This is a genomic window from Euzebya sp., assembly GCF_964222135.1.
Classification (GTDB): Bacteria; Actinomycetota; Nitriliruptoria; order Euzebyales; family Euzebyaceae; genus Euzebya.
This window is the reverse complement of the sequence record NZ_CAXQBR010000021.1, coordinates 15,197-42,007: the sequence shown is the minus strand read 5'-3', so window position 1 is coordinate 42,007 and position 26,811 is coordinate 15,197. Positions and strand designations below refer to the sequence as shown.

The window sequence follows — 26,811 nt, the reverse complement described above, 5'->3', positions numbered from 1 at the left end:
CAGGGCGCCGCGCGGTCGGGCGTCGCGGTGCAGAGGTGCAGGATCAACCATCTCCATGCACCCCGCACACCGCCACCATCACCCCCACCGCCCGGATGAACACCCCGGTGGTATGGTGCTGGGATGCCGGTCGCGACGTCACCGAACGCGATCGCGTTCGGCTCGGGCCGCATCACCATCGGCATCGTCCTCATCGCGGCCGGCGGGTACCTCCTCGCCGTCCCCATACTCGGGATGACGTCCTCCTGATGGCACGTGACGGTGCGGTCATCGGCGTCGACGTCGGGACCACGGCGGTCAAGGTCGGCCTGTACGACGCCGACGCGACCGAGCACGTCGTGGCCAGCCGCGAGTACGCCCTGGACGACCCCGAGCCCGGCTGGGCGGAGCAGGACCCCGACGCGATCGTCGAGGCCACCCTCGACGCGATCGAGGAGGTCGCCGGCCACGCCAGCGCCTACGGGATCGCCGTCTCGGCGGTGTCGATCAGCACGGTGATGCACAGCCTCCTCGGTCTCGACGCCGACGGCCGGCCGGTGACGCCGCTGATCATCTACGCCGACACCAGGGCGGCGCCGGAGGCGGCGGTCCTGCGCGCCGACCACGTCGACGTCTACCGCCGCACCGGCACGCCGCTGCACCCGATGGCACCCCTGGCGAAGCTCCGCTGGCTGGCCGCCCACCAGCCCGACGTGGCCGCGTCGGTGCGGACCTGGGGGACGATCAAGGAGCAGCTGCTGGCTGCCCTGACCGGCGAGGCGGTGCTCGACCACGCCGGCGCGTCGGCCACCGGGCTGTTCAACCTGTCGGACCTCGACTGGGATGACGAGGCGCTGAGCCTGGCCGGCATCGACCGCGACCAGCTCGCCCCGCTCGTGCCGACCGACCACGTCCTCGACGGCCTGACCGCCGCGGCCGCCGGCCGGACCGGCCTGCCCCGAGACACCCCTGTGGTCGCGGGCGCGACCGACGGGATCATGGCCAACCTCGGCGTCGGCGCCATCGGGGACGGCATCGGCGCGCTGACGGTCGGCACCAGCGGGGCGATCCGGGTCATCGTCGACGAGCCCGTCACCGACCCCGCCATGCGCACCTTCTGCTACGCCCTCACCCCCGGACGGTGGTGCGTCGGTGGGGCCATCAGCACCGGCGGGCTGTGGCTGACCTGGCTGCGCGACCACGTCCTCGACGGGCGGGTCGAGGTCGCCGACCTGACGGCGTCGGCCGGCGACGTGCCCCCCGGCGCCGAGGGCGTGCTGGTCCTGCCGTACCTGACCGGCGAGCGGGCGCCGCAGTGGTCCGGCGCGCCGTCCGGCGTGGTCTTCGGGCTGCGCTACGCCCACCGGCGCGGGCACCTCGTGCGCGCCGGGCTGGAGGGCGTCGCCCACCAGCTGCGGCTGGTCGCCGACGCGCTCGACGACACCGGCCACGGGCTGCGCCGCCTGCGGGCCACGGGCGGGTTCCTCAACTCGCCGCTGTGGGTCCAGCTCGTCGCCGACGTGCTGCGCGTCCCCCTCGAGGTGCCGGAGGTCGCCGAGGCGGCCGCGTTCGGCGCGGCGGTGCTCGGCATGACCGCGGTCGGCCTGCTCGACGACCTCGACGCCGTCGAGGACCTGATCACCATCACCGACCACATCGACCCCGACGACACCGACCGCGCGGTGCACGAGCAGGTGCACCGCCGCTACGCCCAGCTGATCGACCTGCTGTCCGGGTCGTCCCTGTACCTAGGGTTGTGACCACACCTGCATAGGTTCATGATCGGACGCCATGGCAGATGACGAGCTCCTGCGCGTGGGGCAGGCCGCGGCGGTGATCGGCGTGAGCGTCGACACCATCCGCCGGTGGGACGAGGACGGCACGGTCCGGGTCGAGCGCTCCGAGGGCGGCCAGCGGCTGGTGCCGGTGGCCGAGGTGCAACGGATCATCGCCGAGCGGGGCGGCACGGGCACCCAGGGCCCGATCGTCGCCTCGTCCGCCCGGAACCAGATGCCGGGCATCGTCACCGGGGTCACCGCCGACCTCGCCGCGGCGGTCGTCGAGGTGCAGGCGGGGCCGTTCCGGCTGGTGTCCTTGATGACCGCGGAGAGCGTGCAGGCCCTCGACCTCGCACCCGGCCGGGAGGTCGTGGCGTCGGTGAAGTCGACCAACGTCGTGATCGGGCTGCCCGGGTGAGCCGGCCGCGTGGCACCCACGTGCGCTTGTCCGCGGTGCTGGCGGGAGTGGTCCTGGTCGCCGCGGCCTGCGGACCGGGCGGTGGGGGAGGGGTGGCGGATGGTCCCTCGCAGAGCGCGGCCGCGTCCGCGGCCCCGACGGTGACCGGCGACGTGGTCGTGCAGGCCGCCGCCTCGTCGACAGACGCCTTCGTCGAGATCGGCGACGCGTTCGAGGCGGCCCACCCCGGCGCGTCGGTCGTGCTGAACGTCGCCGGCAGCCAGTCACTGGCGACCCAGATCCTCGACGGCGCGCCCGCCGACGTGTTCGCGAGCGCCGACGACGCGCAGATGGCCCGGGTGGCTGCCGAGGGCCTGGTCGGTTCGACCCCGCGGGTCTTCGCCACCAACGAGCTCGCCATCGCGGTCGCGGCCGGCAACCCCCTCGGCATCACCGCGCTGGAGGACCTGGCGGATCCCGACGTGGTCCTGGTCCTGGCGGCGCCGGAGGTGCCGGCGGGCGCCTACGCCGCCCGGGCGCTCGACGTCGCCGGGGTGGCCGTGACGCCGGCCTCCCTCGAGCTCGACGTGCGCGCCGCGCTGTCCAAGGTCGAGCTGGGCGAGGCCGACGCGGCGATCGTGTACGCCTCGGACCTCGTGACCGCCGGCGACGCCGTGGAGGGCATCCCCGTCCCGGCCGACGTCGACGTCGTCGCCGAGCACCTCATCGCGGTGCTGGCCGAGGCGCCCAACCCCGACGGCGCGGCCGCCTTCGTCGACCACGTCCTCGACCCGGCGTCCCAGGCCACCCTCGAGCGGCACGGCTTCACCGGCGGCGCGGGTCGATGAGCGGCCGGGGGGTCCCGGGCGCCCACCGCGTCCTGACCGGTCTGGCCGTCGCCGGCCTGGCCCTGGTGGTCGTCCCGCTCGTCGGGCTGGTGGGCCGCGCGCCGCTGGCGCGCGTGCCGGCGCTGGTGACCAGCGCCGCGGTCCTCGACGCGATCCGGTTGTCCCTCGTCACGTCGGGGGCCGCGCTGGTCGTCTCCACCGTGCTCGGCGTCCCCCTCGCGTGGCTGTTCGCCCGGACCCGCGTGCGCGGCCTCTCGCTCCTGCGCGCGGTCGCCGTCCTGCCGATGGTGCTGCCCCCGGTCGTGGGCGGCGTCGCGCTGCTGCTCGCCTTCGGCCGGCGCGGGTTGCTCGGCGGCCCCCTCGAGGCCCTGACCGGCGTGCGGCTGCCCTTCACCACCGCCGGCGCGGTCCTCGCGGCGACGTTCGTCGCGATGCCGGTCCTCGTCGTCACCGTCGAGGCCGGCCTCCGGCAGGCCGACCAGCGGCTGGAGGACGCCGCCGCGACGCTCGGCGCCAGCCGCTGGACGATCTACCGCCGGATCACGCTGCCCCAGATCGGCCCGTCGCTGGCGGCGGGGATGGCCCTGTGCTGGGCCCGGGCGCTGGGCGAGTTCGGGGCCACGATCACCTTCGCCGGGAACTTCCCCGGCCGGACCCAGACGATGCCTCTCGGGGTGTACCTGCTGCTCGAGAGCGACCCCGAGGCGGCCTACGTGCTCAGCCTGCTGCTCCTGGCCATCTCCGTCGCGGTGCTCGTCGTGCTGCGCGGGCGCTACCTCGGCACGAGCGCGTCGTGAGCGGGCTCCACCTGGACGTCGGGGTCCACCTCGGGACGCTCGAGCTGACCGTCGACCTGGCCGTCGCGGCCGGCGAGGTCGTCGCCGTCGTCGGGCCGAACGGGGCGGGCAAGTCCACGTTGCTGCGCGTCGTCGCGGGGCTGCTCGCCCCCGACCGCGGCCGGGTCCGCCTGGCCGGCCGCGACGTCGTCGACGTGGCGGCCGGCGTGGACGTGCCGAGCGCTGACCGCCACGTCGGCGTGGTCTTCCAGGACCTCCTGCTGTTCGACCACCTGAGCGCGCTCGAGAACGTCGCCTTCGGCCCGCGCAGCCGCGGTCTGGACCGCGCTGCTGCGGCCACCCGGGCGGCGGCGTGGCTGGAGCGCGTCGGCCTCCAGGGGTTGGGCGGTGCTCCGCCCGCGACCCTCTCCGGCGGGCAGCGCCAGCGCGTCGCGCTCGCCCGGGCGCTGGCCGCCGACCCGGACTGCCTGCTGCTCGACGAGCCCCTGTCGGCGCTGGACGCGGACGCCCGCGGGGCGGTCCGACGCGAGCTGCGCACCCACCTGGCGGCCTTCGACGGGCCGGTGCTGGTGGTGACCCACGAGCCGCTCGAGGCCCTCGCCCTGGCCGACCGCCTCGTCGTCCTCGAAGGGGGCCGGGTCACCCAGAGCGGGTCGCCGGCGGAGGTCGCCCGGCGCCCGCGGTCGGACTGGGTCGCGCGGCTGGTCGGCATCAACCTCTTTCCCGGCACCGCGGGGGCGGGCCACGTCGTGGTGGACGGGGGCGGGCGGCTGGTCGTGCCGGGCCCGCTGCCCACCGGGCCGTTGCTGGTCACGGTCCACCCCCGCAGCGTGTCGCTGCACCGCGAGCCCCCGAGCGGTTCCCCGCGGAACGTCTGGGCGGGCGAGGTGGGAGATGTCGAGATCGCCGGCGACCGCGTCCGCGTGCAGGTCCGCAGCCGACCGCCGGTCGTCGCCGCGGTGACCGCCGCCGCGCTGGCCGATCTGGACCTGGCCGCCGGCGGTGCGGTGTGGGCGTCGTTCAAGGCCGCTGACGTGGAGGTCTACCCCCGCTGACGGCCACCCCCGGCGTCGAGGAGCCGGTCAGCGCCGTACACCTCGTGGAGCACCACGTCCTCGACGATCGCGTCGGCGGGGAGCACGCTCATCGCGCCGCTGCGCTCCATGATGACCGCGCCGACGTCGGCCAGGCGCCCCACGCCGGCCAGTCGCACCTGCTGGAACAGCTCCGCACGGCTGGTGCGAGCCCGCCGCAGGTTCTCGTCCAGCACCTCGCCGTCGACGACCAGGAGGATCGGGCGGTTCTGGATCAGCCGGTGGACGGTCGGGACGCGGTGGTGCAGCCACCGCGACGTCGCGTGCAGCCCGAACAGGGTGACCAGGCCCAGGACGGCGGTCGCCAGGGAGGTCCGGACCAGCACCACCCGTCCGACGATCGAGCCGAGGGCGAAGGTGAAGGCCATGTCGTAGCTGGTGGCCGTCGCGAACTGGCGCTGCCCGAAGACCCTGCTGAGGACGATCACCACCAGGTACATCGCGGTGGCGATCAGGACGGTGAGGCCGGCCTCGGCAGGGGTGATGCCGAGCTTCGACAGCGCGCTCGCAGACGACATGTCGCAGCCCTACCACGTGCGCGGCGGCGCGCACCGTCGACGGCTGAAAGCCCGGCCGCGGGTGATAGCGTTCGGCGCCTATGACGGACCGCTGGGCCCTCGGCTCTCACATCGTTGACCCGTTCGACTACCAGGGATCCTCGTTCAGCGAACTGCTTCGGCGCGCACTGCCCTCGGACCCGCTGGCGCACGGCCACCACCCCCAGGTGCCGGGCCACGTGGAGGGGACCACGATCGTCGCGCTCACGTTCGACGGCGGCGTGATCATCGCCGGCGACCGCCGGGCGACGGCCGGGAACCTGATCTCCAAGCGGGACATGCGCAAGATCTTCCAGACCGACCGCCTGTCCGCGGTCGGGATCTCGGGCGCGGCCGGTCCGGCGATGGAGCTGGCCAAGGTCTTCGCCACCGAGCTCGAGCACTACGAGAAGGTCGAGGGCGTCGAGCTGTCCCTCGAGGGCAAGGCCAACAAGCTGGCCAGCATGGTGCGCGGCAACCTGCCCCTCGCGATGCAGGGGCTCGTCGTGGTCCCCCTCTTCGCCGGGTACGACCAGCGCGCCGCCACGGGCCGCATCTTCGACTTCGACGTGGCCGGCGGCCGCTACGAGGAGCGGCGGTACTCTGCCACCGGGTCGGGCAGCCTGCACGCCCGCGCGTCGCTGAAGGCCCGCTGGGAGCCGGACCTGACCGCGGACGCCGCGGTGGACCTCGCCGTGGCGGCGCTGTGGGACGCCGCGGACGAGGACTCCGCCACCGGCGGCCCCGACACCGTCCGCGGCCACTACCCGATCGTCGCCGAGATCGACGCCGATGGCTACGTCGAGCGCCCCGAGGAGGAGGTGGCGGCGCGCGCCGCCGAGGTCGCCGGTCGGCGCGGATCCCGCCTCGGCCTGGCCGGGACGGCGATCGACGACAACCCCCGCCCCGACGCCGGGGCCTGACCCCGGGCCCGACCGACCCCGCCCCCACGGAGCACGACCATGCCGATGATGCCCTACGTGTCGCCCGAGCAGGCGATGAAGGACAAGGCCGACTTCGCCCGCAAGGGCATCAGCCGGGGCCGGTCCGCGGTCGCCGTCGTCACCGCCGACGGCGTGCTGTTCGTCGCGGAGAACCCCTCCACGACCCTCCACAAGGTGTCGGAGATCTACGACCGGATCGCCTTCGCGGCGGTCGGCAAGTACAACGAGTTCGAGCAGCTGCGCGTCGCCGGCATCCGCTTGGCCGACGTCCGGGGGTACCAGTACAGCCGGGAGGACGTGACCGGCCGCGCGCTGGCGACGGCCTACTCGAACGCCCTCGGGTCGGTCTTCACCGACTCGCCCAAGCCCCTCGAGGTCGAGCTGCTGGTCGCTGAGGTCATCGGCGACGCCGTCGAGCTGTACCACATCCTCTACGACGGCTCGATCACCGACGAGGAGGGGTTCGTGGCGATCGGCGGCAGCGCCGAGGCGATCAACGAGGCCCTGTCGGCGAGCTTCGAGCCGGGCATGGACCGGGGCACCGCCCTGCGCACCACCGTCCGCGCGCTGGGCCAGGTGGAGGAGCGTGACATGGCCCCGTCGCGCCTCGAGGTCGCCGGCCTCGACCGGAGCCTCGGCCGCCGCAAGTTCTTCCGCCTGACCGAGGACGAGGTGACGGCCCTGCTCGAGGCCGGCTAGGGCCGGCGGCCGAGCGGGTGTTGCCGGACCGTTCGATCTTCGACCTCCTAGCCCGGTAGCATCCCACGTCGGCACATGGACGACGACGACGTGGTTGAGCTGGGGATCGAGGACCTCACCGATGCGGTGGAGGTCGGCGCGGGCGGCTTCGGCACCGTCTACAAGGCCCGGCAGGAGTCCCTCCGCCGCGACGTCGCGGTGAAGATGGTGGCCAACACCGTCAAGGACCGGAAGGTCCGCATCCGCTTCGAGCGCGAGATCCAGGCGATGGGGATGCTCAGCGGGCACCCGAACATCGTCACGGTCTACGACTCCGGGTTCACCGCGGGCGGCCAGCCCTACATCCTGATGGACTTCATGGAGCGCGGGTCCCTCGGGGACCGGCTCGAGGAGGAGGGGGCGCTGCCATGGCCTGACGTCCTCCAGATCATGGTCCAGGTCTGTGGGGCGCTCGAGACCGCCCACCAGGCGGGCATCCTGCACCGCGACCTCAAGCCGGAGAACGTCCTGGTCAGCGGGTACGGCGAGCCGAAGCTCGGCGACTTCGGCATCGCCCGGCTGAAGGGCGGACCCGAGACCGGCACAGCGAGCCTGACCGCGTCGATCGAGCACGTCGCCCCGGAGCTGCTCGAGGCCCAGCCCCCCGGGGTGGGCAGTGACCTGTACGCGCTCGGGTCGACGATGTTCAAGCTGCTGACCGGGGAGGCCGCGTTCGTCCGCAAGGGCGACGAGTCGATCGTGCCGGCGCTGACGCGCATCAAGGACGAGCCGGTCCCGGACCTCCGCCAGCGCGGCATCCCCGACGCGGTCGCCCGCGTCGTCGAGCGCGCCATGGCGAAGGACCCCGCCCAGCGGTTCGCGTCGGCGGCGGAGATGGGCCGTGCCCTGCAGCAGACCCAGCAGGCCCTGGGCCAGCTGCCGACCAGCCTGCCGATCCGCGAGGAGGAGGCCGCCCGGGCGCGCGAGAGCACCCGCACGCTGAACTCCGACGACATCGCCCAGTCCATCGAGGACATCCGAGCCTCACAGGGCTTCGCCGGCTCGACGGGAGGGGTGCCCGGTCCGGTCACCGGCCCAGTCACCGGACCCGGGCCGATCCCGCCGACCGGCCCCACCCCGTACGCCGGCCAGACCGGTCCGCAGTACGCCCCGCCGCAGCAGCCCCAGCCCCAGTACGCCGGGTACGGGGGCGCGCCGCCGAAGAAGTCGGCGCCGTGGGGGATCATCGCCGCCGTCGTGGGGGTCGTCGTCGTGCTCGGCGGCATCGGGGGGGCGATCGCCCTGTCCGGCGGCGACGACCCGACCGAGGAGCCGACACCGCCGCCGGACGAGGAGACGACCCCACCGGAGGAGCCCACCGACCCCCCGACGACCGAGCCGGACGACGGTCCCACCACCGAGCCGGGGCCTGAGCCGTACGCCGCGTTCGAGCCGGTGTTCGATGACTCGAACTCCATCACCGTGACCGTCCCGCGGCCGTGGGCCGACGTCGATCGGGGCCCCTGGGTGATCGACGGCCAGGAGGTCGGCCAGCAGATCACCGCCGCGCCGGACCTGGACGCCTTCCGCTCCACCTGGACGACGCCGGGGCTGATCTTCGGCGCGAGCGAGCAGCTCGCGACGTCCTTCACGCCGGAGACGCTGGCGGACGCGATCAGCTTCAGCGACCAGTGCACCTACGAGGGCCGGGAGATCTACACCGACCCGGCCTACACCGGGGTGCGCGATGAGTACACCGACTGCGGGGGCACCGGCACGAGCTACACCATCATCGCCGGCCAGCCACCCGCCGGCGGCCGCCTGGTGCTGCTGCAGTTCCAGGCCGTCGACGACCGCGACGACGAGGCGCTCGAGCAGGCGATCAACACCTTCGTCCACACCGGAGACGGCGGTGGCGGGGCGGGGGCGGCGCCGCCGACGGAGGGCGGCTGACGCTCGTGCGGTTCTCGGTGGCGGCCTCGGCCCCGGCCTAGACTTCGGTCTGCAGGCGCCGGTCGGCGACACCGAGCCAGAGGAGCACACATGCACCGCCGGATCTTCGGCATCGAGTGCGAGTACGGCGTGACCTGCACCTTCCGCGGGCAGCGCCGGCTCTCACCGGACGAGGTGGCGCGGTACCTGTTCCGGCGGGTGGTCAGCTGGGGGCGCAGCTCCAACGTGTTCCTCGAGAACGGCGCGCGCCTGTACCTCGACGTCGGCAGCCACCCGGAGTACGCGACCGCCGAGTGCGACTCCGTCCGCCAGGTCGTCGCGCACGACAAGGCCGGGGAGCGGATCCTCGAGGGACTCGTCGAGCAGGCCGAGGAGCGCCTCCACGAGGAGGGGATCGCCGGGACGATCTACCTGTTCAAGAACAACACCGACTCGGCGGGCAACTCCTACGGCAGCCACGAGAACTACCTCGTGGCCCGCTTCGGGGAGTTCCAGAAGCTCGCGGACACCCTCATCCCGTTCCTCGTCAGCCGCCAGATCTTCGCCGGCGCCGGCAAGGTGCTGCAGACGCCCCGCGGGGCGGTGTACTCGATCAGCCAGCGGGCCGAGCACATCTGGGAGGGCCTCAGCTCGGCGACGACCCGGTCCCGGCCGATCATCAACTCCCGCGACGAGCCGCACGCGGACGCCGAGCGGTTCCGCCGCCTCCACGTCATCGTCGGCGACTCGAACATGGGCGAGTACACGACCTGGCTGAAGGTCGCCACCTGCGACCTGGTGCTGCGGATGATCGAGTCCGGAGCGGTCATGCGCGACCTGTCCCTTGACAACCCGATCCGGGCGATCCGCGAGATCAGCCACGACATGACCTGCAGCCGGCGGGTCAAGCTGGTCGGCGGCCGCGAGCTGTCCGCCCTCGAGATCCAGCGGGAGTACTACGCCCGGGTCGCCCAGTACGTCCAGTCGACCGGGTCGGACCCGGAGACCGACCACGTGCTGGCGGAGTGGGGGAGGGTGCTGGACACGCTGGCCGACGACCCGTTGAAGCTGTCGCGGGAGGTCGACTGGGTCACGAAGTACCAGCTGATCGAGGACTACCGCCGACGTCGGGACCTGCCCCTCAGCCACCCCCGCGTGGCCATGCTGGACCTGCAGTACCACGACGTGAACCGCACCCGCGGGCTGTACTACGTCATGCAGCGCAACGACAAGGTCGACCGGGTCACCGACGACCACGCCATCTCGACGGCGATGTCGACCCCTCCCCAGACGACCCGGGCGAAGCTGCGCGGCGACTTCATCCGGGAGGCGAAGCGCAAGCGCCGGGACTTCACCGTCGACTGGGTGCACCTCAAGCTGAACGACCAGGCCCAGCGGACGGTGCTGTGCAAGGACCCGTTCCAGGCCGACGACGACCGGGTCACCAAGCTCATCGCGTCGATGTAGCGGCGTAGGCCTCCAGCGCCATCGGCCAGGCAGGGGCGAACTGCTCGCGGTACGCGGCGGCCCCGTCGCCGTGGGCCGCCCAGCGGTGGTGGCGGACCGCGACCTGCGTGCCGCGGTCGGACGGTCGGAACGTCACCTCGACGAGGCTGGCCCGGTCGGGGTCGGGCACCGGCACGCGGTCGGGTCCGATCTGCCAGGTGAAGCCGACCGCCTCCGGGGGATCCCACCGGGTGATGCGGCCCCAGTCGAGTCTGAACCCGTGCGGCCCGATCTCGTTGAGCAGATCGCCCTCCGCGGTGCCGAACCGCATCTGCACCAGGTTCGCGGGCTGGGACCAGGTGAACGACGGCGGCCACCAGTCGTCGAACCCCGCGGTGAACGCGGTGAAGGCCCGGTCCGGGGGGATCGGGACGGTGACGTCGGCGAGCAGCGGCGGGATCTCGTCGCTCACCGCTGGTCGTCCCCGCCGGTCTCCGCAGCCGCGTCGGGATCGGTGCCGCGGTACGTGCCGAAGGACCAGAGGTTGCCCTCGGGGTCGGCGACGGCGAACTCCCGCGAGCCGTAGTCCTGCTCGGTCAGGCCGCGGACGATCCGGGCGCCGGCGGCCTCGCAGCGGGCGTGGACGGCATCGGGGTCGTCGGTGACGACGTAGATGCCGGCCAGGCCGGTGGGGCGCTGGCTGAACTCGCTGTCGGGCCGGTCCGCGGTGCCGCACATGAACCCACCCCCCTCGGGCCAGTGCAGCTCGGCGTGGTGGACGATCGCGCCGTCAGACCCGTCGGCGTAGCAGGCGACCAGCCGGAAGCCGAGGACGTCGGTGCAGAAGGCGATGCCCGCGCGGGCGTCGGCGAAGTTGACGGTGGGCCAGACCATGGGGGGAGGTGCGCTCATGGCCTGATCATCGGTCGGCGGCGACGGTCCCGGCTTGGACGGATGGGAAGTCCTCGCGGGTCAGCCACCCGGTGGGGGACAGGCCGGTGAAGCGCCGCCACTCCCGGACCATGTGGGACTGGTCGGCGTAGCCCGCGCAGGCGGCCACCGCCGCGAGGGGCCCGGTCGTCGAGGCGACGAGCGCGCGAGCGCGGTCGAAGCGGGCCATCGCGCGGGCGACGACCGGGCTGACGCCGAACTCCCTGGTCACGCGGTCGGTCAGGTTCCGCCTGCTCCAGCCGACCTGGGCGGCGACGTCGGCGACGGGGTGCAGCGCCGGGCCGGTCAGCATGGCCCACGAGGCGTCGAGGGTCGCGTCGGACCGGTGGGCGTCGTCAGCCAGGGGGTTGAGGGCCAGGCGACGGCGGAACGTGGTGGCGATCGCCGCGGTCCGCGTGGGCCAGTCCGGTGCCTCACCCACCTGCTCCACGAGCGCCCGGGCGGCCACCGGACCCCACAGGTCAGCCAGCTCCACGACCTCGCCGGCCACCGCCGCCGCGGGGACGCCGAGCAGCGCGCGGGTCGCGCCCGCGGACAGGCCGAGCTGGATCCCCGCCTGCGCGCCGTCGTGCCCGATCACCACCGGGCCGTCGTGCAACCCACCGACCAGGGCGCGGAACCGGCCGGGGGCGCGGTCCGCCCGCGGCATGCGCCGCATCTCGACCCCGTCGTCCAGGGCGATGATGAACGTCACGGCGGGGGAGGGGAGCCCGAGGTGCTCACCCGGCGCGAACCCCGACAGGTCATAGCAGTGGACGCTGTCGACCAGGCCGCGGAGGTCCGGCCCGACCTCGGCGGTCACGTACTCCGCGCGCTGCCCCATCCGCGCACAGGATAGGGCCGACCGCACACCGTCGGGCGCCGCGGCCGGCTCAGCTGCACGCCGTCCCGTGGCTCCACCGGCTCGACTGCTCATCCTCCCGTGCCGGCGTCGGTCCAGCTGCCCGTTCTCCGGCTCCCTCGTTCGCCCAGCTGCACATCGTCCAGGACTGTCCCGTGCAACGTGCAGTCGGACCCGCGCGTGGACCCGACGACGTGCAGGTGCCGCCACCCTGGGGCCTAGACTCCGGCGGCCCACGATCCCGGAGGCCCCCCGTGACCAGCCCCGCGACGCTCGCCCGCGCCCTGCACGGGGTGATCGAGCCGTTCCACGCGATCCTGTACCTGTCGCCGACCGCGCACGCGGCCTGGGAGCAGCTCGGGCTCGAGCCCCGCGGGCAGGGGTACGTCGCGGGGCGCATCGCCCCCTTCGGCCCCGTCGGTCCGGACGTCGCGAACGCCGTGTCCTTCAACTTCAACCCGGCGCTGTTCGACCACGCCCTGCCGGCGGCGTGGGACATCGCCTCCCCCGCGGAGGTGCTGGCCACCCGCGCCCGGATCGTCGAGACGATCTTCACCGACGTCGGCGCGCCGACCGACCGGCTCGCCGAGGCGACCGCCATAGCCGTCACCGCCGCGGAGGCCACCCCGCTCCCCGGCCGCCCGCTCGCGGCGGCGAACCGGCGGGTCCCCCCTCCCGGCACGCCCTGGGCAGCGCTGTGGCAGGCCCTCGCCGTGGTCCGCGAGCACCGGGGCGACGGCCACGTCGCCCTGCTGGTCGCCGAGGACCTCGCTCCGGTCGACGCCCTGGTGCTCTACAGCGCCTGGCAGTCGAACGTCTCGCGCCGGTTCCTCCAGCGGTCCCGGCTGTGGGACGACGAGGCGTGGGCGGCCGGGGAGGCACGCCTGCGGTCCCGCGGCCTCCTCGACGACGACGGGTTGACCGCCGACGGCGAGGTGTTCCGGGGTCACCTCGAGCAGCGCACCGACGAGCTCGCCGCCGCCCCGTGGGTCGCCATCGGTGCCGACGCCAGCCTCCTCCTGTTCGACCTCATGGTCCCCGTCGTCCGGGCCATGGCCGCCGGCGGGCTGTGGAAGCGGGAGGTCACCATCCCCGACCGACCTGCCTGAGCCGGCGCGGGACCCTCAGCGACCCGACTTCAGCGGCGGCGTGCCGGCCGGGCGCGCCGCCGGCGCAGCGCCCCCAGCGGCACGCGCCACAGCGCCTCGGCCACGATCGCGCGGCTCATCTTCGAGGCCCCCTCCCGCCGCTCGGTGAAGGTGATCGGGACCTCGAGGATGTCGAAGCCGGCCCACCAGGTCCGCAGCGCCATCTCGATCTGGAAGGCGTAGCCGTCGGAGCGGACGGTGTCGAGCTCGATCGCCTCGAGCACCTCCCGGCGGTACAGCCGGAACCCGGCGGTCGCGTCCCGCACCCCGACGCCGGTCCAGATGCGGACGTAGGCGTTCCCGCCGCGTGACAGGACCCGCCGTGACAGCGGCCAGTCCTCGACGCCGCCGCCGACGACGTAGCGCGACCCGATCGCGAGGTCCGCCATCCGGATGCCGGCCATCAGGTGGGGGACGTCGGCGGGGTTGTGCGACAGGTCGCCGTCCATCTCGCCGAGCGCGTCGTAGCCCCGCTCGAGCCCCCAGGCGAACCCGTCCCGGTACGCGGTGCCGAGCCCCATCTTCCGCCCGCGCTCCAGCAGGTGGACGCCCGGCCGCGCCGCGGCGATCCGGCGCACGATGTCGCGGGTGTCATCCGTCGAGCCGTCGTCCACGACGAGGACGTCCGCACCCGCGTCCAGCACCCCGGACACGGCCTTCTCGATGGTCGGGCCCTCATCGAGGGTCGGGATGACGAAGAGGGACCGGGGGTCGTCGACCACCGGCTAGTCGGGCCGGCTGGCCGGCGTCGGGGGCGCAGCCGGCCCGGGCTCCGGCGGCGGGGGCGGCGGTGGAGGCGGAGCCGGCGGGGGTTCGGGATCCGGCCGCGGCTGGGAGGGCGGCGGCTCGGGCGCCGGCTCCGGGTCCGGGTTCGGCAGCGGAGCCTGCGGGTCCGGGTTCTCCGTCGGACCGGCAGGGGCTGTGGGATCGGGGGCTGCCGTCGGCTCGGTGGTCGGGGGCGCCTCCGGCTCCTCGGTCTCGGGCGCCGCCTCGGTCGGCTCCGGCGGCGCCGACCCGGTCGAGATGCCCAGCGTGATCACGTCACCGCCCGGCACGACGCTGCCGCCCCGTGGGGACTGCCACACGACGCTGCCCGCCGGCCGCTCGCTCGCGACCTCGGTCGTGGTCGCCCCGAGGCCGACGTCCGCGAGCTCGCGGTACGCGTCGAACTCCTGCATGCCGCGGACGTCGGGGACCTGGACCTCGCCCTCCTCGACGTCGTCGGTCGATGGCAGACCGCCCGGCGGCTCGGTCGGGAAGTCGATCGGCTCGACCCCCTCGAGGGCCGCGGACATGAAGTCGTGCCAGATCTGGGACGGTTGGCGACCCGACGAGACCCCGCTCATCGGGATGCGGCCCTCGGGGTGGCCGACCCACACCGATGTCGACAGCACCGGCGTGTACCCGGTGAACCAGGCGTCGGCGTTGATCTGCGAGGTCCCCGTCTTCCCGCCTGCCCGCCACCCCATGTCGGCGATGCTCGCCCGGCTTGCGGTGCCGCAGCAGACGACCTGCTGCATCGTGTCGACCATGATCTCGTTCACGGTCGGGTCGAGGATCTGGGTGGCGGTCGTGTCCCGCTCGTAGAGGACGTTGCCCTGCTGGTCGGTGACCCGGTCGATCAGGCTGGGCTCCACCCAGGCGCCGGCGTTCGCGAAGACGGTGTAGGCACCGGCCATCTCGAGGGGCGTCACGCCGACGGTCAAGCCGCCGAGGGCGATGGAGGGGTTGATGATCGGCTCGCCGCTCGGACCCGCGAGGGCCGCGTTCGTGTTGATCCCCAGCGACTCCGCCAGGCTGACGACGTTCTCCGGGCCGACGATCAGCATGAGCTGGGCGAACGCGGTGTTGACCGACGAGACCAGCGCCTGGCGCATCGTCAGCGAGCCGTAGTTGGCGCCGCCGAAGTTGTCGACGCCGCGGTCCTCCCACTCGTCTCCGGTCTCGAACCGGGTCGGGGAGTTGCCGGGCAGGCGCAGCGACGGCGAGAACCCGATCTCGAGCGCCGTGGCCATGACGAAGGGCTTCCAGCCCGACCCCGGCTGCCGGCGTCCCTGGGTGGCGAAGTTGAACTGCTCGGTGTCGAAGTCCGTCCCGCCGAAGATCGCCCGGATCTGCCCGGTGCGGGGGTCGACGCTCGCGAGGGCCGCCGTGGGGGTGGGCTCGGGGAAGTAGCTGAGGACGACGTCCTCGGCGATCTGCTGCAGCCGGGGGTCGAAGGACGTGAAGATCTCGAGCCCGCCGTTCAGCAGCGCCTCGTTCCGCTCCAGCCGGTCCGCCCCGAAGGCCTCCAGGGTGTAGAACTCCTGCTTCACCGCCTCGGCGATGTAGGGGTCCGACGGCTGCTCCACGACCTTCGGGACGACCGTGAGCGGGGCCTGCATCTCCGACTGCGCCTCCTCGACGGTCAGCCACCCCTCCTCGGCCATCGCGGCCAGGGTCTGGTTGCGTCGGCGGAGGCTGATCTCGGGGAAGTCCCGCGGGTTGGTCGTGCCCGGCTGGCGGATCTGACCGGCCAGGGTGGCCGCCTCGGCCGCGGACAGCTGGTCGACGGGCTTGCCGAAGAACTCCTCGGCGGCCGCGGCGATCCCGTAGGCACCCTCCCCGAAGTAGACCTGGTTCAGGTAGCGCTCGAGGATCTGCTCCTTCGTGAGCTCCCGCTCGAGCGCCATCGCGAAGGCGATCTCGGTCAGCTTGCGCTGCAGCGTGACCTCGTCGCCGACCTCGCTCTTCGCGAGCTGCTGGGTGATCGTCGACCCGCCCTGGCTGACGCCGCGGGACTCGATGTTCTCGAGCAGGGCGCGACCGAGCCCCTCGACGTCGTACCCGTCGTGCTCCCAGAACCGGCGGTCCTCGGCGGCGATGACCGCGTTCTGCACGTGCGGGGGGATCTGGTCGAGGCTGATGACGGTCCGGTCGACCTCGTCGTGCAGCACCGCGATGACGCTGCCGTCGGCCGCGTACACCGTCGAGGTCTGGTCGAGCCCGGCCAGCTCCACGTCCTCGGGCACCGCGACGCCGAACCCGACGCTGTTCGACACCCCGGCGGTGGCCGGGGCCAGCAGCAGCGTGGCGACCCAGCCGATGACGAGGAACCCGACGAGCAGCCCGAGGAACAGCCCACCGGTCCGGAGGAGGATCAGGACCCCGCCCTTCGCGAGGTCCATCGCGCGACCCGACACGTCGCCGAGCTCGTCGTGGGTTGCGGTGGGGGAGGCCATCGTCGCCGATCGGGTGGTGGGGAGGGCGTGCGGGGTGGGGTGCGGGCGCGATCGGACCCCACGGCCCGTGCATCCACACGCGACAGTCTCGCACGGTTGCCCCCCGATCTCCGCGGGCTGCGACATCCCCGTCCCGGCGGCGTCTACCCTTCTCGCGGTGGTGGACCGACTCGAGCGCCTGGTGAACCTCGTCATCGCGCTGCGCGAGACCCGCCGACCCCTCACCGTCGAGCAGATCAACAGCCGCGTGGCCGGCTACGGGGGCGAGCGGGACGAGGCCTGGCGACGCATGTTCGAACGCGACAAGGCCGACCTCCGGGACCTCGGCGTTCCCGTGCGGACCGAGAAGGTCGACCGGTTCGACGAGACGCTCGGCTACCGGATCGAACCTGACGACTACGACCTGCCGTCGGTGTCGCTCACCCCGTCCGAGCTGACGGCCCTCGCGCTGTCGGTCCAGCTCACCGGGTTGGCCGACGATGCCGCGCCCGCGCTCGACAAGCTGGCGGTCGACGCCGGCGTGCCGGGGGAGCAGCGGGCGGTCCGGCGCCTCCCCCTCGAGCTCGGCCTGGACGCCCCCCACCGCGCCGCCCTGACCGAGGCGCTGGTCGAACGGCGGCCGGTGACGTTCGGCTACCGCAAGGCGGCCGGCGCGGACGACAGCGAGGAGCGGCGGCGCGTGGAGCCCCACGCCCTGCTGCACTGGCGGGGCCGCTGGTACCTGCGCGGCCACGACGTCGACCGCGGGGCGGACCGCACCTTCCGGCTGGACCGGATCACCGACCGGGTGCGACCGGCGGGGGAACCGGGCACCGTCGTCATCCCGGACCAGCCGCCGGACCCCGTGGAGGTGGTGCCCGGCGCCTCCCGCGACGCGGTCGAGGCGGTCGTGCGGGCAGACGAGGAGACCGCCTGGGCCGTGGCGCGGCGGGCGCGCGGATCGTCCCAGCCGGCGGGGGAGGAGGCCGACGGCTGGCGGGAGTTCGTCGTCCGCACCGCCGACCCCGACGAGCTGATCGGCTGGCTGGTCGAGCTGGGCCCCGGCGTCGAGCTGGTGGGGCCCCCAGCGCTGCGCGCGCGGCTCGTCGCCCACCTGCGCGCGGTGCTGGACCCCGCCGCGGGGACGACGACGTGAACCGGACCCTCGCCCGCCTGCGGCGGATCCTCGTGATGGTGCCCTGGCTGCTCGAGCACCCCGGCATCAGCGTCGAAGAGGTCGCGGACCGCTTCGACGTCACCGCCGGCGACGTCCTGGACGACCTCGACGTCCTCGGCTACTGCGGCCTGCCGGGCTACGGCGGCGGCGACCTGATCGAGGCGTCGGTCAACGGCGGCCAGGTCGTGGTCCGCATGGCGGAGTTCTTCAGCCGCCCGCTGGCCCTGTCGGTCCGCGAGGGCCTGAGCCTGCTGCTGGCGGCCCGGGCGACCCGCGAGAGCGGCGTCCTCGGCGACGATGTCAACGACGGGCCCCTGTCCACGGCGATCGCGAAGCTGGAGACCCACCTCGGCGCGGAGGCGGGGGTGCCCGTCGCCATGGACGTGTCCGCCGGCGGGGCCGACCACCTGTCGCGGCTGTGGCCCGCGGTGCAGGAGCGGCGGGTCGTGCGGCTGACGTACCGGTCGGCGTCGAAGGACGAGACGACCGTCCGCGAGGTGGAGCCCTGGACCCTGCGGTCCCTCGGCGGGGCCTGGTACCTCCAGGGCTGGTGCCGCCTGGCGACCGACCACCGGTCCTTCCGCCTCGACCGGATCGTCAACGCGGAGGTGACCGACGAGCCGGCCCCACCGCCACCGGAGGAGGAGGTGCGCCCGCCGGTGTACCGCCCGGGTCCCGACGACCCGGTGGTCGTCGTCGACGTGAGCCCCGACGCCGTGTGGATCTCCGACCACGTCGTCCTGAGCGATCGCCAGCCGGCCGCCGCGGGCTGGACGCGGCTGGTGTTCCAGGCGGCGACGCTCGACTGGGCCGCCCGCCTCGTCGTGCGACTGGGGGGCCAGGCGAGGGTCGTCGAGCCGCCGGCCCTGCAGGAGCTGGTCCACCGGCGGGCCCGGGGGGTACTAGCCCGGTATGGGGATGTCGACTGACCCGATCGAGGGGTTTCGCGGGTCCACCCTTGACGCCAGCTCAAGAACGGTCGGGGCCCGGCCGATCGAAGGGGCACAGACGGCCGGAGACACGGAGAGCCCGGCCCACCGGGGTCGCCCGGTGAACCCGAACGCGAAGGATGGCGAGGTCCCCGATGACGACGATCAAGGCCACGTGCCCCACCTGCGGTGAGGTGGCGCTCACCCCGGCGGACATCGAGCTGCGCGTCGATGAGCAGGACACCGAGTCCTCCTACTACGGGTTCGACTGCCCCCGTTGCGACGCCGAGGTCCGCAAGCCCGCCGACGAGCGCGTCGTCCGGCTGCTGGTCAGCGGTGGCGTCCCGGCCCTCCCCATGCACCCCGTCGAGGAGCGGGTCCGACTGCGGGACCGCTTCGACTTCCCACGCCTGACCCACGACGACCTGCTCGACTTCCACCAGGCGCTGCAGGACGACAGCTGGTTCGCCCGCCTCCTCGACCAGGTGGTCTGACGGGCCGCCCCCCTGGCCTCCGGGCGGTCGGTCGTCGCCCGGCGACCGGCTGCCCCCAACCCCCGACGCCCGCCGGCACCCGGCGGGCGTCGCCGCGTGCGGCGGTCCACGTACACTCGGCAGCGGCGGCGGACCGCCGCCGCCACACCCGCCAGGCGAGGAAGAGGACCCGACATGAACCTCGGCGCACCGGAGATCATCGGCATCGTGGTGCTGGCGCTCCTGCTGTTCGGCAGCAGGAAGCTGCCCGAGCTGGGCAGCTCGGTCGGCCAGACGATCACCAACTTCCGCAAGGGCATGGCCGAGGCGAAGGACGGTGACGAGGACGGTGACGACGCCGACGCGACGTCCGGCGCCCCCGCCGACGCCACCGCCGAACCCGTCGACCAGCCGCGCAGCTAGCCGCGCGCACCCCAGCGCCCGGTCGGGGCCGTCCCCGCGCCGCGCGCCCGATCGCGCCACGGCACCCCCCTCATGACCGCGACCGCTGACCCGCCCACCCCCTCCGGCGACGACTACGCCGGCGAGGAGATGACGCTCTTCGAGCACCTCGCCGAGCTCCGGACGCGGCTGATCCGCGCCACCCTCGGCTTCGCGGTCGCGTTCGTCGTCGGGTTCGCGCTGAACGAGGTCGTCAGCGACATCCTCACCAGCCCCTACTGCTCACTTCCGGCGGAGATCCGCACCAACGTCTCCTCGGGGTCGGACTGCGAGCTGATCTTCACGTCGGTCATGGGGGCGTTCGTCGTCCGGATCAAGGCGGCGATGGTCGTCGCGGTCACCTTCGGCGGACCGATCGTCTTCTACCAGCTGTGGGCGTTCATCGTCCCCGGCCTGAAGGCGAAGGAGAAGCGGTACGCCGCCCCGTTCGTGATCCTCAGCCAGCTGCTGTTCCTCGCCGGCGCCGTGTTCAGCCTGTTCATCCTGCCGAAGGGCCTCGAGTTCCTCCTGCAGTTCGGCGGTGACGACTTCGTGCCGCTCCTCGACGCCGACAGCTACCTGACGTTCCTGCTGCGGACCATGGTCGCGTTCGGGATCAGCTTCGAGTACCCGCTGGTCATCGCCATCCTGGTACTGATGGGGGTGGTCACCCACGCGACGCTGAAGACCTACCGGCGTCACGCGTTCTTCGCCGCGTTCGTGGCCGCCGCCGTCATCACCCCCTCCCAGGACCCCTTCACCATGGTCGTCATGGCCCTGCCGCTGGCAGGCTTCTACGAGATCTGCATCGTCTTCGCCCGCCTGATCGAGCGGGGTCGCCGTCGAGCCGGAGACGGTGCGACGGCGTGAGCACCGCTCCCATCCCCGACGGCCCCACCCCGGAGGAGGCCGGTGCGGACGTCGACGTCGCGCAGGCGTTCGCGTCGACCGTCGACTTCGGGCTCGACCCCTTCCAGCGGGCCGGCATCGACGCGCTGGTCGAGGGCCGCAGCGTCCTCGTCGCCGCCCCGACCGGGGCGGGGAAGACGCTGGTCGGCGAGTTCGCGCTGTGGCTCGCCCTCCGCCGCGGCCAGAAGGCCTTCTACACCACGCCGATCAAGGCGCTGAGCAACCAGAAGTTCAACGACCTCCGCCGGGTGCACGGCGACCGCAACGTCGGCCTGCTGACCGGCGACAACGTCATCAACGGCGAAGCGCCGCTGGTGGTCATGACCACCGAGGTGCTGCGCAACATGCTCTACGAGCAGTCGCCGACCCTCCGCGGCCTCGGGTTCGTCGTGCTCGACGAGGTGCACTACCTCGCCGACCGGGCCCGCGGGGCTGTGTGGGAGGAGGTCATCATCCAGCTGCCCGCCTCGGTGCAGCTCGCGTCGCTGTCGGCGACGGTCAGCAACGCCGAGGAGTTCGGCGCCTGGCTGGCCGAGGTCCGCGGCGGCTGCGACGTGGTCATCTCCGAGCTGCGGCCCGTCCCCCTCGAGCACCACTACGCGGTCAACGAGAAGCTGTACCCGGTGTTCCGCAGCGGCGCCGGCGGGGCGGGGGGCAAGAAGGCCGAGACCGCCGACCGGACCGCGGCTCGCCAGGCCCGCGGCGGGAAGCCGAACCCCGAGCTGCTGATGATGGAGCGGCGGGCCCAGACGCGGAACCGCGTCACGCGGAAGGGTCGGCGGGTCTCGTCGGGCCAGAAGCTGCGGGCGCCCCGGCGGAGCGACCTGACCGAGATGCTCGCCGACCGCGGCTGGCTGCCGGCCATCACGTTCATCTTCAGCCGGCAGGCCTGCGACGACGCGGTCGGCCACGTCCTCGGGGCCGGCATCACCCTCACCAGCGCCGAGGAGCGCCGGACGATCCGCCAGGTGATCGACGAGCGCACCGCCGACCTGGCGCCGGAGGACCTCGAGGTCCTCGGCTACGGGCCGTGGGCCCACGGGCTCGAACGGGGGGTGGCCGCCCACCACGCCGGCATGGTCCCGGCGTTCAAGGAGGCCGTCGAGGAGCTGTTCGCCGCCGGCCTGGTGAAGATGGTCTTCGCCACCGAGACCCTCGCCCTCGGCATCAACATGCCCGCGCGCACGGTGGTGATCGAGCGGCTCGAGAAGTGGAACGGCCAGCGCCACGAGCTGCTGACCCCCGGCCAGTTCACCCAGCTGACCGGCCGCGCCGGTCGGCGTGGCCTCGACGCGATCGGCCACGCCGTGGTCGCCTACCAGCGCGACATCGACTTCCCGACCGTCGCGAGCCTGGTCGGCCGGCGCACCGAGCCGCTGGTCAGCCAGTTCGCGCCCTCCTACAACATGGCCGTCAACCTGCTCCGCCACCCCCACGGCGAGGGGGAGGCGTCCGAGGCCGGCGCGGACGGGGGACGGTCCCGCGTCGAGCAGGCCGTCGCCATGCTGGAGCGGTCCTTCGCCCAGTTCCAGGCCGACCAGCAGGCCGGCGGGCGCGCCGCCGAGATCGAGAAGAACCACGCGGCGCTCGAGGGGTACGCCGCCCACCTGCGCTCGGACCGCGGCGACTTCGCGGAGTACTGGGGGTTGCGTCGCGAGCTGTCCCGGCTCGAGTCGGACTCGGCCAAGGACCGCCGGGCGCGTCGCACCCAGGCGATCGAGACCGCGATCGAGAGCCTCCGCCCGGGGGACGTCATCGCCCTCGACGGGGGCCGGCGGGGCAGCACGCGGTTGGCCGCGGTCATCGCGATGACCTCCTCGAAGAGCGGCACGCCACTCGCCACCGTCGTGACCGACGACCGGCGGTCGAGCCGGGTGGGGCCGCGGGAGTTCGACCGGCCACCGGTGCCCGTCGGGTTCGTGCGGCTCCCCTCCGCCGGCAGCCACCGCCAGCCGGCGTACCGCAAGGAGGTGCAGCGGTCGCTGTTGGACGTCACCCCGTCGGGGGAGGCCCGTGGCGACGACGCGCCGGTCGACGCGGCCACGACCGCCCGCATCGCCGAGGTCCGCGCGGCCATGAAGGCCCACCCGGTCCACGGCGACCCCCAGCTCGGCGAGATCGAGGTGTGGGCCCGGCGACACGACGAGCTGGCGGAGAAGACCGACCGCCTCGAGGGGTCGCTGCGCCGTCGCACCCGGTCGCTCGCGACGCGCTTCACCCGCATCGTCGAGCTGCTCCAGCGGCTGGGCTACCTCGACGACGAGCCCGCGCCCACCACCGAGGGGCTGCGGCTGTCCCAGCTGTACGCCGAGACCGATCTCGTGCTGGCCGAGTGCCTGCGGTGGGGGACCTTCGAGGGGCTCAACGCTCCCGAGCTCGCCGCGCTCGTCAGCCTCTTCACCTACGAGTCGCGGTCGGCGGAGGAGGAGCAGGTGTTCGTGCCGACGCAGCGCCTCGAGGACGCCGTCGACGACGTCGAGCGGCACCTGAAGCGGGTCGTCGAGCTCGAGTCCGAGCTGGGGCTGCCGGCGACCCGCGACCTCGACGCCGGGCTGGTGCAGGTCGTCTACCGCTGGACCCAGGGCGTCGACCTCGACCGCGCCCTCGGGCGCAGCGACCTCACCCCCGGCGACTTCGTGCGGTCCGTCAAGATGGTCGCCGACCTGGTCCGCCAGATCCGGGATGCGAGCGACGGCGAGCTCCAACGCGTCGCGCGCGAGGCCAACCACATGCTGGTCCGCGGGGTCGTCGCCTACTGACCTGATGCCACAGCGGCCCGTGCCCGGGCGTCGCCGGGTGGTCGCTATCCTCTGGCGGCCATGGCCCACCCGTTCGGAACCCTGCACCTGATCGTGAACCCCCGTGCGGGGAACGCCGCGGCCCGCAAGGCGCTCCCGGAGCTGCGCACCCTGCTGCAGGCCGAGGGCATCGACCACGAGGTGCACCACACCGACCGGCGCCACCACGCCGCCGACCTCGCGGGGGAGCTGGCGGCCGGCGGAGCGCGCTACATCGGCGCGGTCGGCGGGGACGGGACGGTCCACGAGGTCGTCAACGGGCTTCTCGCCCCCGACGGCACGGCGGTGGGGGAGGACCTCGTCCTGGCCGTCATCAGCGCCGGTTCGGGCGGGGACCTGGCGCGGACCTACGGGCTGGACCGCCCCGTGGACCGGTTGGTCCGGCGGCACCTGAGCACCACCGACACCCTCGCGATGGACGTCGGGCGGGTCACGTTCCACCGCGACGGCGTCGAGCAGCAGGCCTTCTTCGCCAACATCGCCGAGGTCGGGTGGGGTGCAGAGGTCGTCCGCAAGGCCGAGCGGTTGCCCCGCGCCACCGGTCGGCTCCGCTACCTGCTGGCGGCCTACGCCGCGATCCGCTCGGTGAACCGCCAGGACGCCCGACTGGTCCTCGACCGCGCTGACGTGACCGTCCCCCTCGTCGAGCTCGTCGTGGCCAACGGCCAGTTCTTCGGCGGCGGGATGAAGGTCGCCCCCCGCGCCCTGCCCGACGACGGGCTGTTCAACGTCCTCGCCTTCACCGGGGGGCGCAGCCAGGTGTTCACCCTGACGCCGAAGCTGTACCAGGGGGAGCACCTCCCGAACCCCCAGATCGCCGAGTGGCAGTCCGCGACCGTGGAGCTGGCCCCGGACGACCCGATGGCGGTCGAGGCCGACGGCGAGCTGCTCGGCACCACCCCCGCCCGCTTCTCCATCGTGCCCACCCCGCTGCGGATCAAGGTGTAGTGGCCGGTCGGGGCGGACGCCCGGCTGCGGGCAGCGCCGTCGCCGGCGGGTTGGTGGGCGGCTGGGTCGCCGACCGCGTGCTCGGCGACCCCCAGCGCGGGCACCCCGTCGCGGGGCTCGGGGCGGTGGCGGCCACCCTCGAGCGGCGCCTGCACCGCGACCACCCCGCAGCAGGCGCCCTCCACTGGCTGGTGGTGGTGGCCCCGCCCGTGGCCAGCACGTGGTGGCTCCAGCGCCGCCTCGCGGCGCACCCCCTCGGGGTGGCGGCGCTGACAGCCGCCACCGGCTGGGCCGCCACCGGGGGCCACCAGCTCACCGAGGTGGCCGCCGCCATCGCGGCCGCCGTCGAATCGGGCGACCTCGCAGCCGCCCGCGAACGGCTGCCCTGGCTGGTCGGCCGTGACCCGGCGTCCCTCGACGGGGACGGGATCGTCCGCGCCGTCGTCGAGTCCGTGGCGGAGAACACCGCCGACGCGGTCGTCGGGCCGCTGTGGTGGGGTGCGGTGGCCGGACCCGCCGGGATCGTCGCCCACCGGGCGGTGAAAACCCTGGACGCGATGGTCGGCCACCGCTCCCCGCGGTACGCGCGCTTCGGCGTGGTCGCCGCGCGGGCTGACGACCTCGCCAACCTGGTGCCCGCGCGCCTGACCGCCGCGCTGGTGTGCGTCCTCGCACCGCTCGTCGACGGGTCACCGCGCCGGGCGTGGCGGACCTGGCGCCGCGATGCACCTCGCCACCCCTCCCCGAACGCCGGACCGGTCGAGGCCGCCACCGCCGGCGCCCTGGGGGTGCAGCTCGGCGGACCGCTCGACTACGGCCACGGCGTCGAGCGGCGCGGGCCGTTCGGGGACGGGCCGACCCCCGCGGCCGGCGACATCCGCCGGGCGGTCCGGTTGACCACCGCCGTCGGGGCGGCGGCCGTCGGCCTGGCCGCGGCGCTGGCCCTCGTCCGGTCGCCGGTGGGACGCGTCAGGCGGGGCTAGACGACGACGCGGAGGTCGTCGAGGACGGTGGTCGGTCCGGCCGGGTGCCGGGCCTGCCAGGCCGCGGTGAGCCGGCGGACCGCCTGGTCGAGGATCGGCTCCGGGTGGCCCGTCGGCAGCCGGATGTGGTCGGCGTAGGCGCCCGACGGGGACTGGATCGACCCCGGCGCGAGCGCCACGCCGTGCCGCGCCGCGGAGATGGCCAGCTCGCGAGCGCTGTTGCCGTCGGGCAGACGGACCCAGAGGCACAACCCGCCCTCGGGCACGTCGAAGGTCCACGTCGGGAGCTGCGCGGCCAGCGCCTCGGCGAGGTGGTGGCCCCGGCGGGCCAGCAGCTCCCGGCGGTCGTCCTCGAACGCCGGGTCCTGACGCAGCAGCCGCAGGGCGATCAGCTGGCTCGGGACGCTGGTGCCCAGGTCGGCCATGGCCTTCAGGCGGGCCAGACGGCGGATCTCCGGTGCCGGGCCGCGCACCCAGCCGATCCGCAGCCCCGGCCACATCAGCTTCGACATCGACCCGAGGTGCAGGACGTGGTCCGCGCCGGGGTAGCTGGCGAGCGGGGGAGGGGGCCGGCGAGCCCACCAGGTGTCGGCCAGGGTGTCGTCGCTGATCGCGATGACGTCGGGGTGCTCGGCCAGCGCGGCGGCCAGGCGCCGCCGGTTGCGGGCCGGCATGACCGACCCGGTCGGGTTGTGGATCGACGGGATCAGGTAGACGAGGCGTGGGCGGTCGGCCAGGCGGCCGATCACCGCGTCGACGTCCACGCCCTCCGGCCCCACGTCGACGTCGGTGATGTGGGCCCCCGCGGCGGTGAACAGGTCGATGGCACCGGTGTGGGTCAGCGTCTCGGTCACCACGGTGTCGTCGGCGCGGAGGTGCAGCATGGTGATCAGCCCGATCGCCTGCTGCGCGCCGCTGGTGATGAGGACCTCCTCCGGACCGGTGGGCAGGCCGAGGGTGGCGTAGCGCGCCGCGACCTCGGCGCGGAGGTCGTGCAGGCCGGCCGGCACGTACCCGTGGCCGGCGCCGGCCGCGCGGAGGTCGGCCACCGCTGCGGCGAGGACGTCCTCGGGCAGGGGATCGGAGTGGTGCAGCGCCGCTGCGCGGAGGTCGAGCAGCTCCCGCGGCGGGTCGAGCAGCCCGTCGAAGATCTCGTTGCGCTCCAGGCTGCGGAGCAGGACCGACTCGCGGGGCGGTGCCGGTGGCGGGGGGGCCACGCCCTCGACGTAGGTGCCGCTGCCGTGGCGCCGGGCGACCAACCGCCGGTCCTCGAGCACCTCGTAGGCCGCGGCGACGGTCGTGCGGGAGACGCGCAGCGCACCGGCCAGCTGCCGCTCCGCGGGCAGGCGCGCACCGTCGGCCACCTCCCCGGCGTGCAGGAGCCGCTCCAGCGCACCGGCCAGGCGGAGGTACATCGGTCCGGTCCCGTCAGGCCAGTCGTGCAGCCGGTCTGCCAGCCACTGGTGGCCGATGTGGTCGTGCGTCGTGGACATCGCCACACGTTCGCCCAAGTGGTCCGGTCCAGTCAAGAGCCACCTGGTGTCACCCGGTGGTGGCGAGGCGGTATGGTCTGCCGGATGACCG

Annotated in this window: 26 protein-coding genes; 19 read left to right on the top strand and 7 right to left on the bottom strand. The window is 73.9% G+C overall.

Going from position 1 to position 26,811, the window contains the following annotated elements:
* Positions 1-123: 123 nt before the first annotated feature.
* Genes ACEQ2X_RS05410 through ACEQ2X_RS05385 form a run of 6 tightly spaced genes read left to right on the top strand, consistent with a single transcriptional unit; the run spans position 124 to position 4,854 of the window.
* Positions 124-249, top strand: a complete 126-nt coding sequence (locus tag ACEQ2X_RS05410) for a hypothetical protein (RefSeq protein ID WP_370324766.1) — start codon at positions 124-126, stop codon at positions 247-249.
* Entirely contained in the window at positions 249-1,739 is a 1,491-nt protein-coding gene (locus ACEQ2X_RS05405) for a gluconokinase (RefSeq protein ID WP_370324765.1), read from the top strand. Before ACEQ2X_RS05410 ends, ACEQ2X_RS05405 begins: the two co-directional genes overlap by 1 nt.
* Before the next feature lie 31 nt (positions 1,740-1,770).
* Complete coding sequence (locus tag ACEQ2X_RS05400; protein WP_370324764.1) at positions 1,771-2,175, top strand: molybdopterin-binding protein; 405 nt, start codon at positions 1,771-1,773, stop codon at positions 2,173-2,175.
* Positions 2,176-2,201: 26 nt separating this feature from the next.
* Positions 2,202-3,002 (top strand): molybdate ABC transporter substrate-binding protein, encoded by an 801-nt coding sequence (modA, locus tag ACEQ2X_RS05395; RefSeq protein ID WP_370324763.1) that lies wholly within the window; start codon positions 2,202-2,204, stop codon positions 3,000-3,002.
* Positions 2,999-3,799, top strand: coding sequence for a molybdate ABC transporter permease subunit (modB, locus tag ACEQ2X_RS05390; protein WP_370324762.1), 801 nt, complete (start codon positions 2,999-3,001; stop codon positions 3,797-3,799). Before modA ends, modB begins: the two co-directional genes overlap by 4 nt.
* On the top strand, positions 3,796-4,854 hold the full coding sequence (locus ACEQ2X_RS05385; RefSeq protein ID WP_370324761.1) for an ABC transporter ATP-binding protein: 1,059 nt from the start codon (positions 3,796-3,798) through the stop codon (positions 4,852-4,854). Before modB ends, ACEQ2X_RS05385 begins: the two co-directional genes overlap by 4 nt.
* Here the strand turns inward: ACEQ2X_RS05385 and ACEQ2X_RS05380 are convergent.
* Positions 4,842-5,411, bottom strand: a complete 570-nt coding sequence (locus ACEQ2X_RS05380; protein WP_370324760.1) for a DUF421 domain-containing protein — start codon at positions 5,409-5,411, stop codon at positions 4,842-4,844. The genes ACEQ2X_RS05385 and ACEQ2X_RS05380 overlap by 13 nt on opposite strands.
* 80 nt (positions 5,412-5,491) lie before the next feature.
* On the opposite strand from ACEQ2X_RS05380, the gene prcB reads away from it, so the two are divergent.
* The 4 genes from prcB to pafA all read left to right on the top strand — a co-directional run bounded on the left by prcB (position 5,492) and on the right by pafA (position 10,450).
* Positions 5,492-6,352: a proteasome subunit beta gene (prcB, locus tag ACEQ2X_RS05375; RefSeq protein WP_370324759.1), complete on the top strand. Its 861-nt coding sequence runs from the start codon at positions 5,492-5,494 to the stop codon at positions 6,350-6,352.
* Positions 6,353-6,391: 39 nt separating this feature from the next.
* Positions 6,392-7,072, top strand: a complete 681-nt coding sequence (gene prcA / locus ACEQ2X_RS05370) for a proteasome subunit alpha (RefSeq protein WP_370324758.1) — start codon at positions 6,392-6,394, stop codon at positions 7,070-7,072.
* A gap of 75 nt (positions 7,073-7,147) precedes the next feature.
* On the top strand, positions 7,148-9,004 hold the full coding sequence (locus tag ACEQ2X_RS05365; protein ID WP_370324757.1) for a serine/threonine-protein kinase: 1,857 nt from the start codon (positions 7,148-7,150) through the stop codon (positions 9,002-9,004).
* A gap of 90 nt (positions 9,005-9,094) precedes the next feature.
* Complete coding sequence (pafA, locus tag ACEQ2X_RS05360; protein WP_370324755.1) at positions 9,095-10,450, top strand: Pup--protein ligase; 1,356 nt, start codon at positions 9,095-9,097, stop codon at positions 10,448-10,450.
* On the opposite strand, the gene ACEQ2X_RS05355 is transcribed toward pafA, so the two are convergent.
* From ACEQ2X_RS05355 to ACEQ2X_RS05345, 3 genes are read right to left on the bottom strand one after another with little or no spacing between them, the layout of a single operon-like run.
* Positions 10,434-10,901 (bottom strand): SRPBCC domain-containing protein, encoded by a 468-nt coding sequence (locus ACEQ2X_RS05355; RefSeq protein ID WP_370324754.1) that lies wholly within the window; start codon positions 10,899-10,901, stop codon positions 10,434-10,436. The genes pafA and ACEQ2X_RS05355 overlap by 17 nt on opposite strands.
* Positions 10,898-11,341 (bottom strand): VOC family protein, encoded by a 444-nt coding sequence (locus ACEQ2X_RS05350; protein ID WP_370324753.1) that lies wholly within the window; start codon positions 11,339-11,341, stop codon positions 10,898-10,900. The genes ACEQ2X_RS05355 and ACEQ2X_RS05350 overlap by 4 nt, the downstream gene beginning before the upstream one ends.
* Before the next feature lie 7 nt (positions 11,342-11,348).
* Positions 11,349-12,203 (bottom strand): helix-turn-helix domain-containing protein, encoded by an 855-nt coding sequence (locus tag ACEQ2X_RS05345; RefSeq protein ID WP_370324752.1) that lies wholly within the window; start codon positions 12,201-12,203, stop codon positions 11,349-11,351.
* A gap of 272 nt (positions 12,204-12,475) precedes the next feature.
* Between ACEQ2X_RS05345 and ACEQ2X_RS05340 the strand changes: the two genes are divergently transcribed.
* Positions 12,476-13,330, top strand: a complete 855-nt coding sequence (locus ACEQ2X_RS05340; protein WP_370324751.1) for a hypothetical protein — start codon at positions 12,476-12,478, stop codon at positions 13,328-13,330.
* Between the two features lie 29 nt (positions 13,331-13,359).
* Here the strand turns inward: ACEQ2X_RS05340 and ACEQ2X_RS05335 are convergent, their stop codons facing one another.
* Both ACEQ2X_RS05335 and ACEQ2X_RS05330 read right to left on the bottom strand, forming a co-directional pair.
* The gene (locus ACEQ2X_RS05335; protein ID WP_370324750.1) at positions 13,360-14,091 is read right to left on the bottom strand and encodes a polyprenol monophosphomannose synthase; all 732 of its coding nucleotides are present in this window, start codon (positions 14,089-14,091) and stop codon (positions 13,360-13,362) included.
* Between the two features lie 3 nt (positions 14,092-14,094).
* On the bottom strand, positions 14,095-16,590 hold the full coding sequence (locus ACEQ2X_RS05330; protein ID WP_370324749.1) for a penicillin-binding protein: 2,496 nt from the start codon (positions 16,588-16,590) through the stop codon (positions 14,095-14,097).
* Positions 16,591-16,747: 157 nt separating this feature from the next.
* On the opposite strand from ACEQ2X_RS05330, the gene ACEQ2X_RS05325 reads away from it, so the two are divergent.
* The 8 genes from ACEQ2X_RS05325 to ACEQ2X_RS05290 all read left to right on the top strand — a co-directional run bounded on the left by ACEQ2X_RS05325 (position 16,748) and on the right by ACEQ2X_RS05290 (position 25,227).
* Complete coding sequence (locus ACEQ2X_RS05325) at positions 16,748-17,725, top strand: helix-turn-helix transcriptional regulator (protein WP_370324748.1); 978 nt, start codon at positions 16,748-16,750, stop codon at positions 17,723-17,725.
* The gene (locus ACEQ2X_RS05320) at positions 17,722-18,675 is read left to right on the top strand and encodes a helix-turn-helix transcriptional regulator (RefSeq protein WP_370324747.1); all 954 of its coding nucleotides are present in this window, start codon (positions 17,722-17,724) and stop codon (positions 18,673-18,675) included. Before ACEQ2X_RS05325 ends, ACEQ2X_RS05320 begins: the two co-directional genes overlap by 4 nt.
* A 155-nt stretch (positions 18,676-18,830) precedes the next feature.
* Positions 18,831-19,169, top strand: a complete 339-nt coding sequence (locus ACEQ2X_RS05315) for a hypothetical protein (protein ID WP_370324746.1) — start codon at positions 18,831-18,833, stop codon at positions 19,167-19,169.
* A gap of 174 nt (positions 19,170-19,343) precedes the next feature.
* Complete coding sequence (locus ACEQ2X_RS05310) at positions 19,344-19,571, top strand: twin-arginine translocase TatA/TatE family subunit (protein ID WP_370324745.1); 228 nt, start codon at positions 19,344-19,346, stop codon at positions 19,569-19,571.
* A 72-nt stretch (positions 19,572-19,643) separates the two neighbouring features.
* Positions 19,644-20,459 (top strand): twin-arginine translocase subunit TatC, encoded by an 816-nt coding sequence (gene tatC / locus ACEQ2X_RS05305; RefSeq protein ID WP_370324744.1) that lies wholly within the window; start codon positions 19,644-19,646, stop codon positions 20,457-20,459.
* Complete coding sequence (locus tag ACEQ2X_RS05300) at positions 20,456-23,257, top strand: DEAD/DEAH box helicase (RefSeq protein WP_370324743.1); 2,802 nt, start codon at positions 20,456-20,458, stop codon at positions 23,255-23,257. Before tatC ends, ACEQ2X_RS05300 begins: the two co-directional genes overlap by 4 nt.
* A 60-nt stretch (positions 23,258-23,317) precedes the next feature.
* The gene (locus tag ACEQ2X_RS05295) at positions 23,318-24,244 is read left to right on the top strand and encodes a diacylglycerol kinase family protein (protein WP_370324742.1); all 927 of its coding nucleotides are present in this window, start codon (positions 23,318-23,320) and stop codon (positions 24,242-24,244) included.
* The gene (locus ACEQ2X_RS05290) at positions 24,244-25,227 is read left to right on the top strand and encodes a cobalamin biosynthesis protein (protein ID WP_370324741.1); all 984 of its coding nucleotides are present in this window, start codon (positions 24,244-24,246) and stop codon (positions 25,225-25,227) included. Before ACEQ2X_RS05295 ends, ACEQ2X_RS05290 begins: the two co-directional genes overlap by 1 nt.
* Here ACEQ2X_RS05290 and ACEQ2X_RS05285 read toward each other — a convergent pair.
* Entirely contained in the window at positions 25,224-26,720 is a 1,497-nt protein-coding gene (locus tag ACEQ2X_RS05285) for a PLP-dependent aminotransferase family protein (RefSeq protein WP_370324740.1), read from the bottom strand. The two genes, ACEQ2X_RS05290 and ACEQ2X_RS05285, sit on opposite strands and share 4 nt — an antisense overlap.
* Between the last annotated feature and the right edge of the window lie 91 nt (positions 26,721-26,811).

Excerpts from the sequence above, each read along its gene's own strand:
- ACEQ2X_RS05315 (WP_370324746.1), top strand. The coding sequence starts at position 18,831 with ATGACGACGATCAAGGCCACGTGCCCCACCTGCGGTGAGGTGGCGCTC.
- prcB (WP_370324759.1), top strand. The coding sequence starts at position 5,492 with ATGACGGACCGCTGGGCCCTCGGCTCTCACATCGTTGACCCGTTCGAC.
- ACEQ2X_RS05345 (WP_370324752.1), bottom strand. The coding sequence starts at position 12,203 with ATGGGGCAGCGCGCGGAGTACGTGACCGCCGAGGTCGGGCCGGACCTC.
- ACEQ2X_RS05350 (WP_370324753.1), bottom strand. The coding sequence starts at position 11,341 with ATGAGCGCACCTCCCCCCATGGTCTGGCCCACCGTCAACTTCGCCGAC.
- ACEQ2X_RS05330 (WP_370324749.1), bottom strand. The coding sequence starts at position 16,590 with ATGGCCTCCCCCACCGCAACCCACGACGAGCTCGGCGACGTGTCGGGT.
- ACEQ2X_RS05285 (WP_370324740.1), bottom strand. The coding sequence starts at position 26,720 with ATGTCCACGACGCACGACCACATCGGCCACCAGTGGCTGGCAGACCGG.
- ACEQ2X_RS05400 (WP_370324764.1), top strand. The coding sequence starts at position 1,771 with ATGGCAGATGACGAGCTCCTGCGCGTGGGGCAGGCCGCGGCGGTGATC.
- ACEQ2X_RS05410 (WP_370324766.1), top strand. The coding sequence starts at position 124 with ATGCCGGTCGCGACGTCACCGAACGCGATCGCGTTCGGCTCGGGCCGC.
- ACEQ2X_RS05295 (WP_370324742.1), top strand. The coding sequence starts at position 23,318 with ATGGCCCACCCGTTCGGAACCCTGCACCTGATCGTGAACCCCCGTGCG.
- modB (WP_370324762.1), top strand. The coding sequence starts at position 2,999 with ATGAGCGGCCGGGGGGTCCCGGGCGCCCACCGCGTCCTGACCGGTCTG.
- ACEQ2X_RS05405 (WP_370324765.1), top strand. The coding sequence starts at position 249 with ATGGCACGTGACGGTGCGGTCATCGGCGTCGACGTCGGGACCACGGCG.
- tatC (WP_370324744.1), top strand. The coding sequence starts at position 19,644 with ATGACCGCGACCGCTGACCCGCCCACCCCCTCCGGCGACGACTACGCC.
- ACEQ2X_RS05380 (WP_370324760.1), bottom strand. The coding sequence starts at position 5,411 with ATGTCGTCTGCGAGCGCGCTGTCGAAGCTCGGCATCACCCCTGCCGAG.
- pafA (WP_370324755.1), top strand. The coding sequence starts at position 9,095 with ATGCACCGCCGGATCTTCGGCATCGAGTGCGAGTACGGCGTGACCTGC.
- ACEQ2X_RS05365 (WP_370324757.1), top strand. The coding sequence starts at position 7,148 with ATGGACGACGACGACGTGGTTGAGCTGGGGATCGAGGACCTCACCGAT.
- prcA (WP_370324758.1), top strand. The coding sequence starts at position 6,392 with ATGCCGATGATGCCCTACGTGTCGCCCGAGCAGGCGATGAAGGACAAG.
- ACEQ2X_RS05310 (WP_370324745.1), top strand. The coding sequence starts at position 19,344 with ATGAACCTCGGCGCACCGGAGATCATCGGCATCGTGGTGCTGGCGCTC.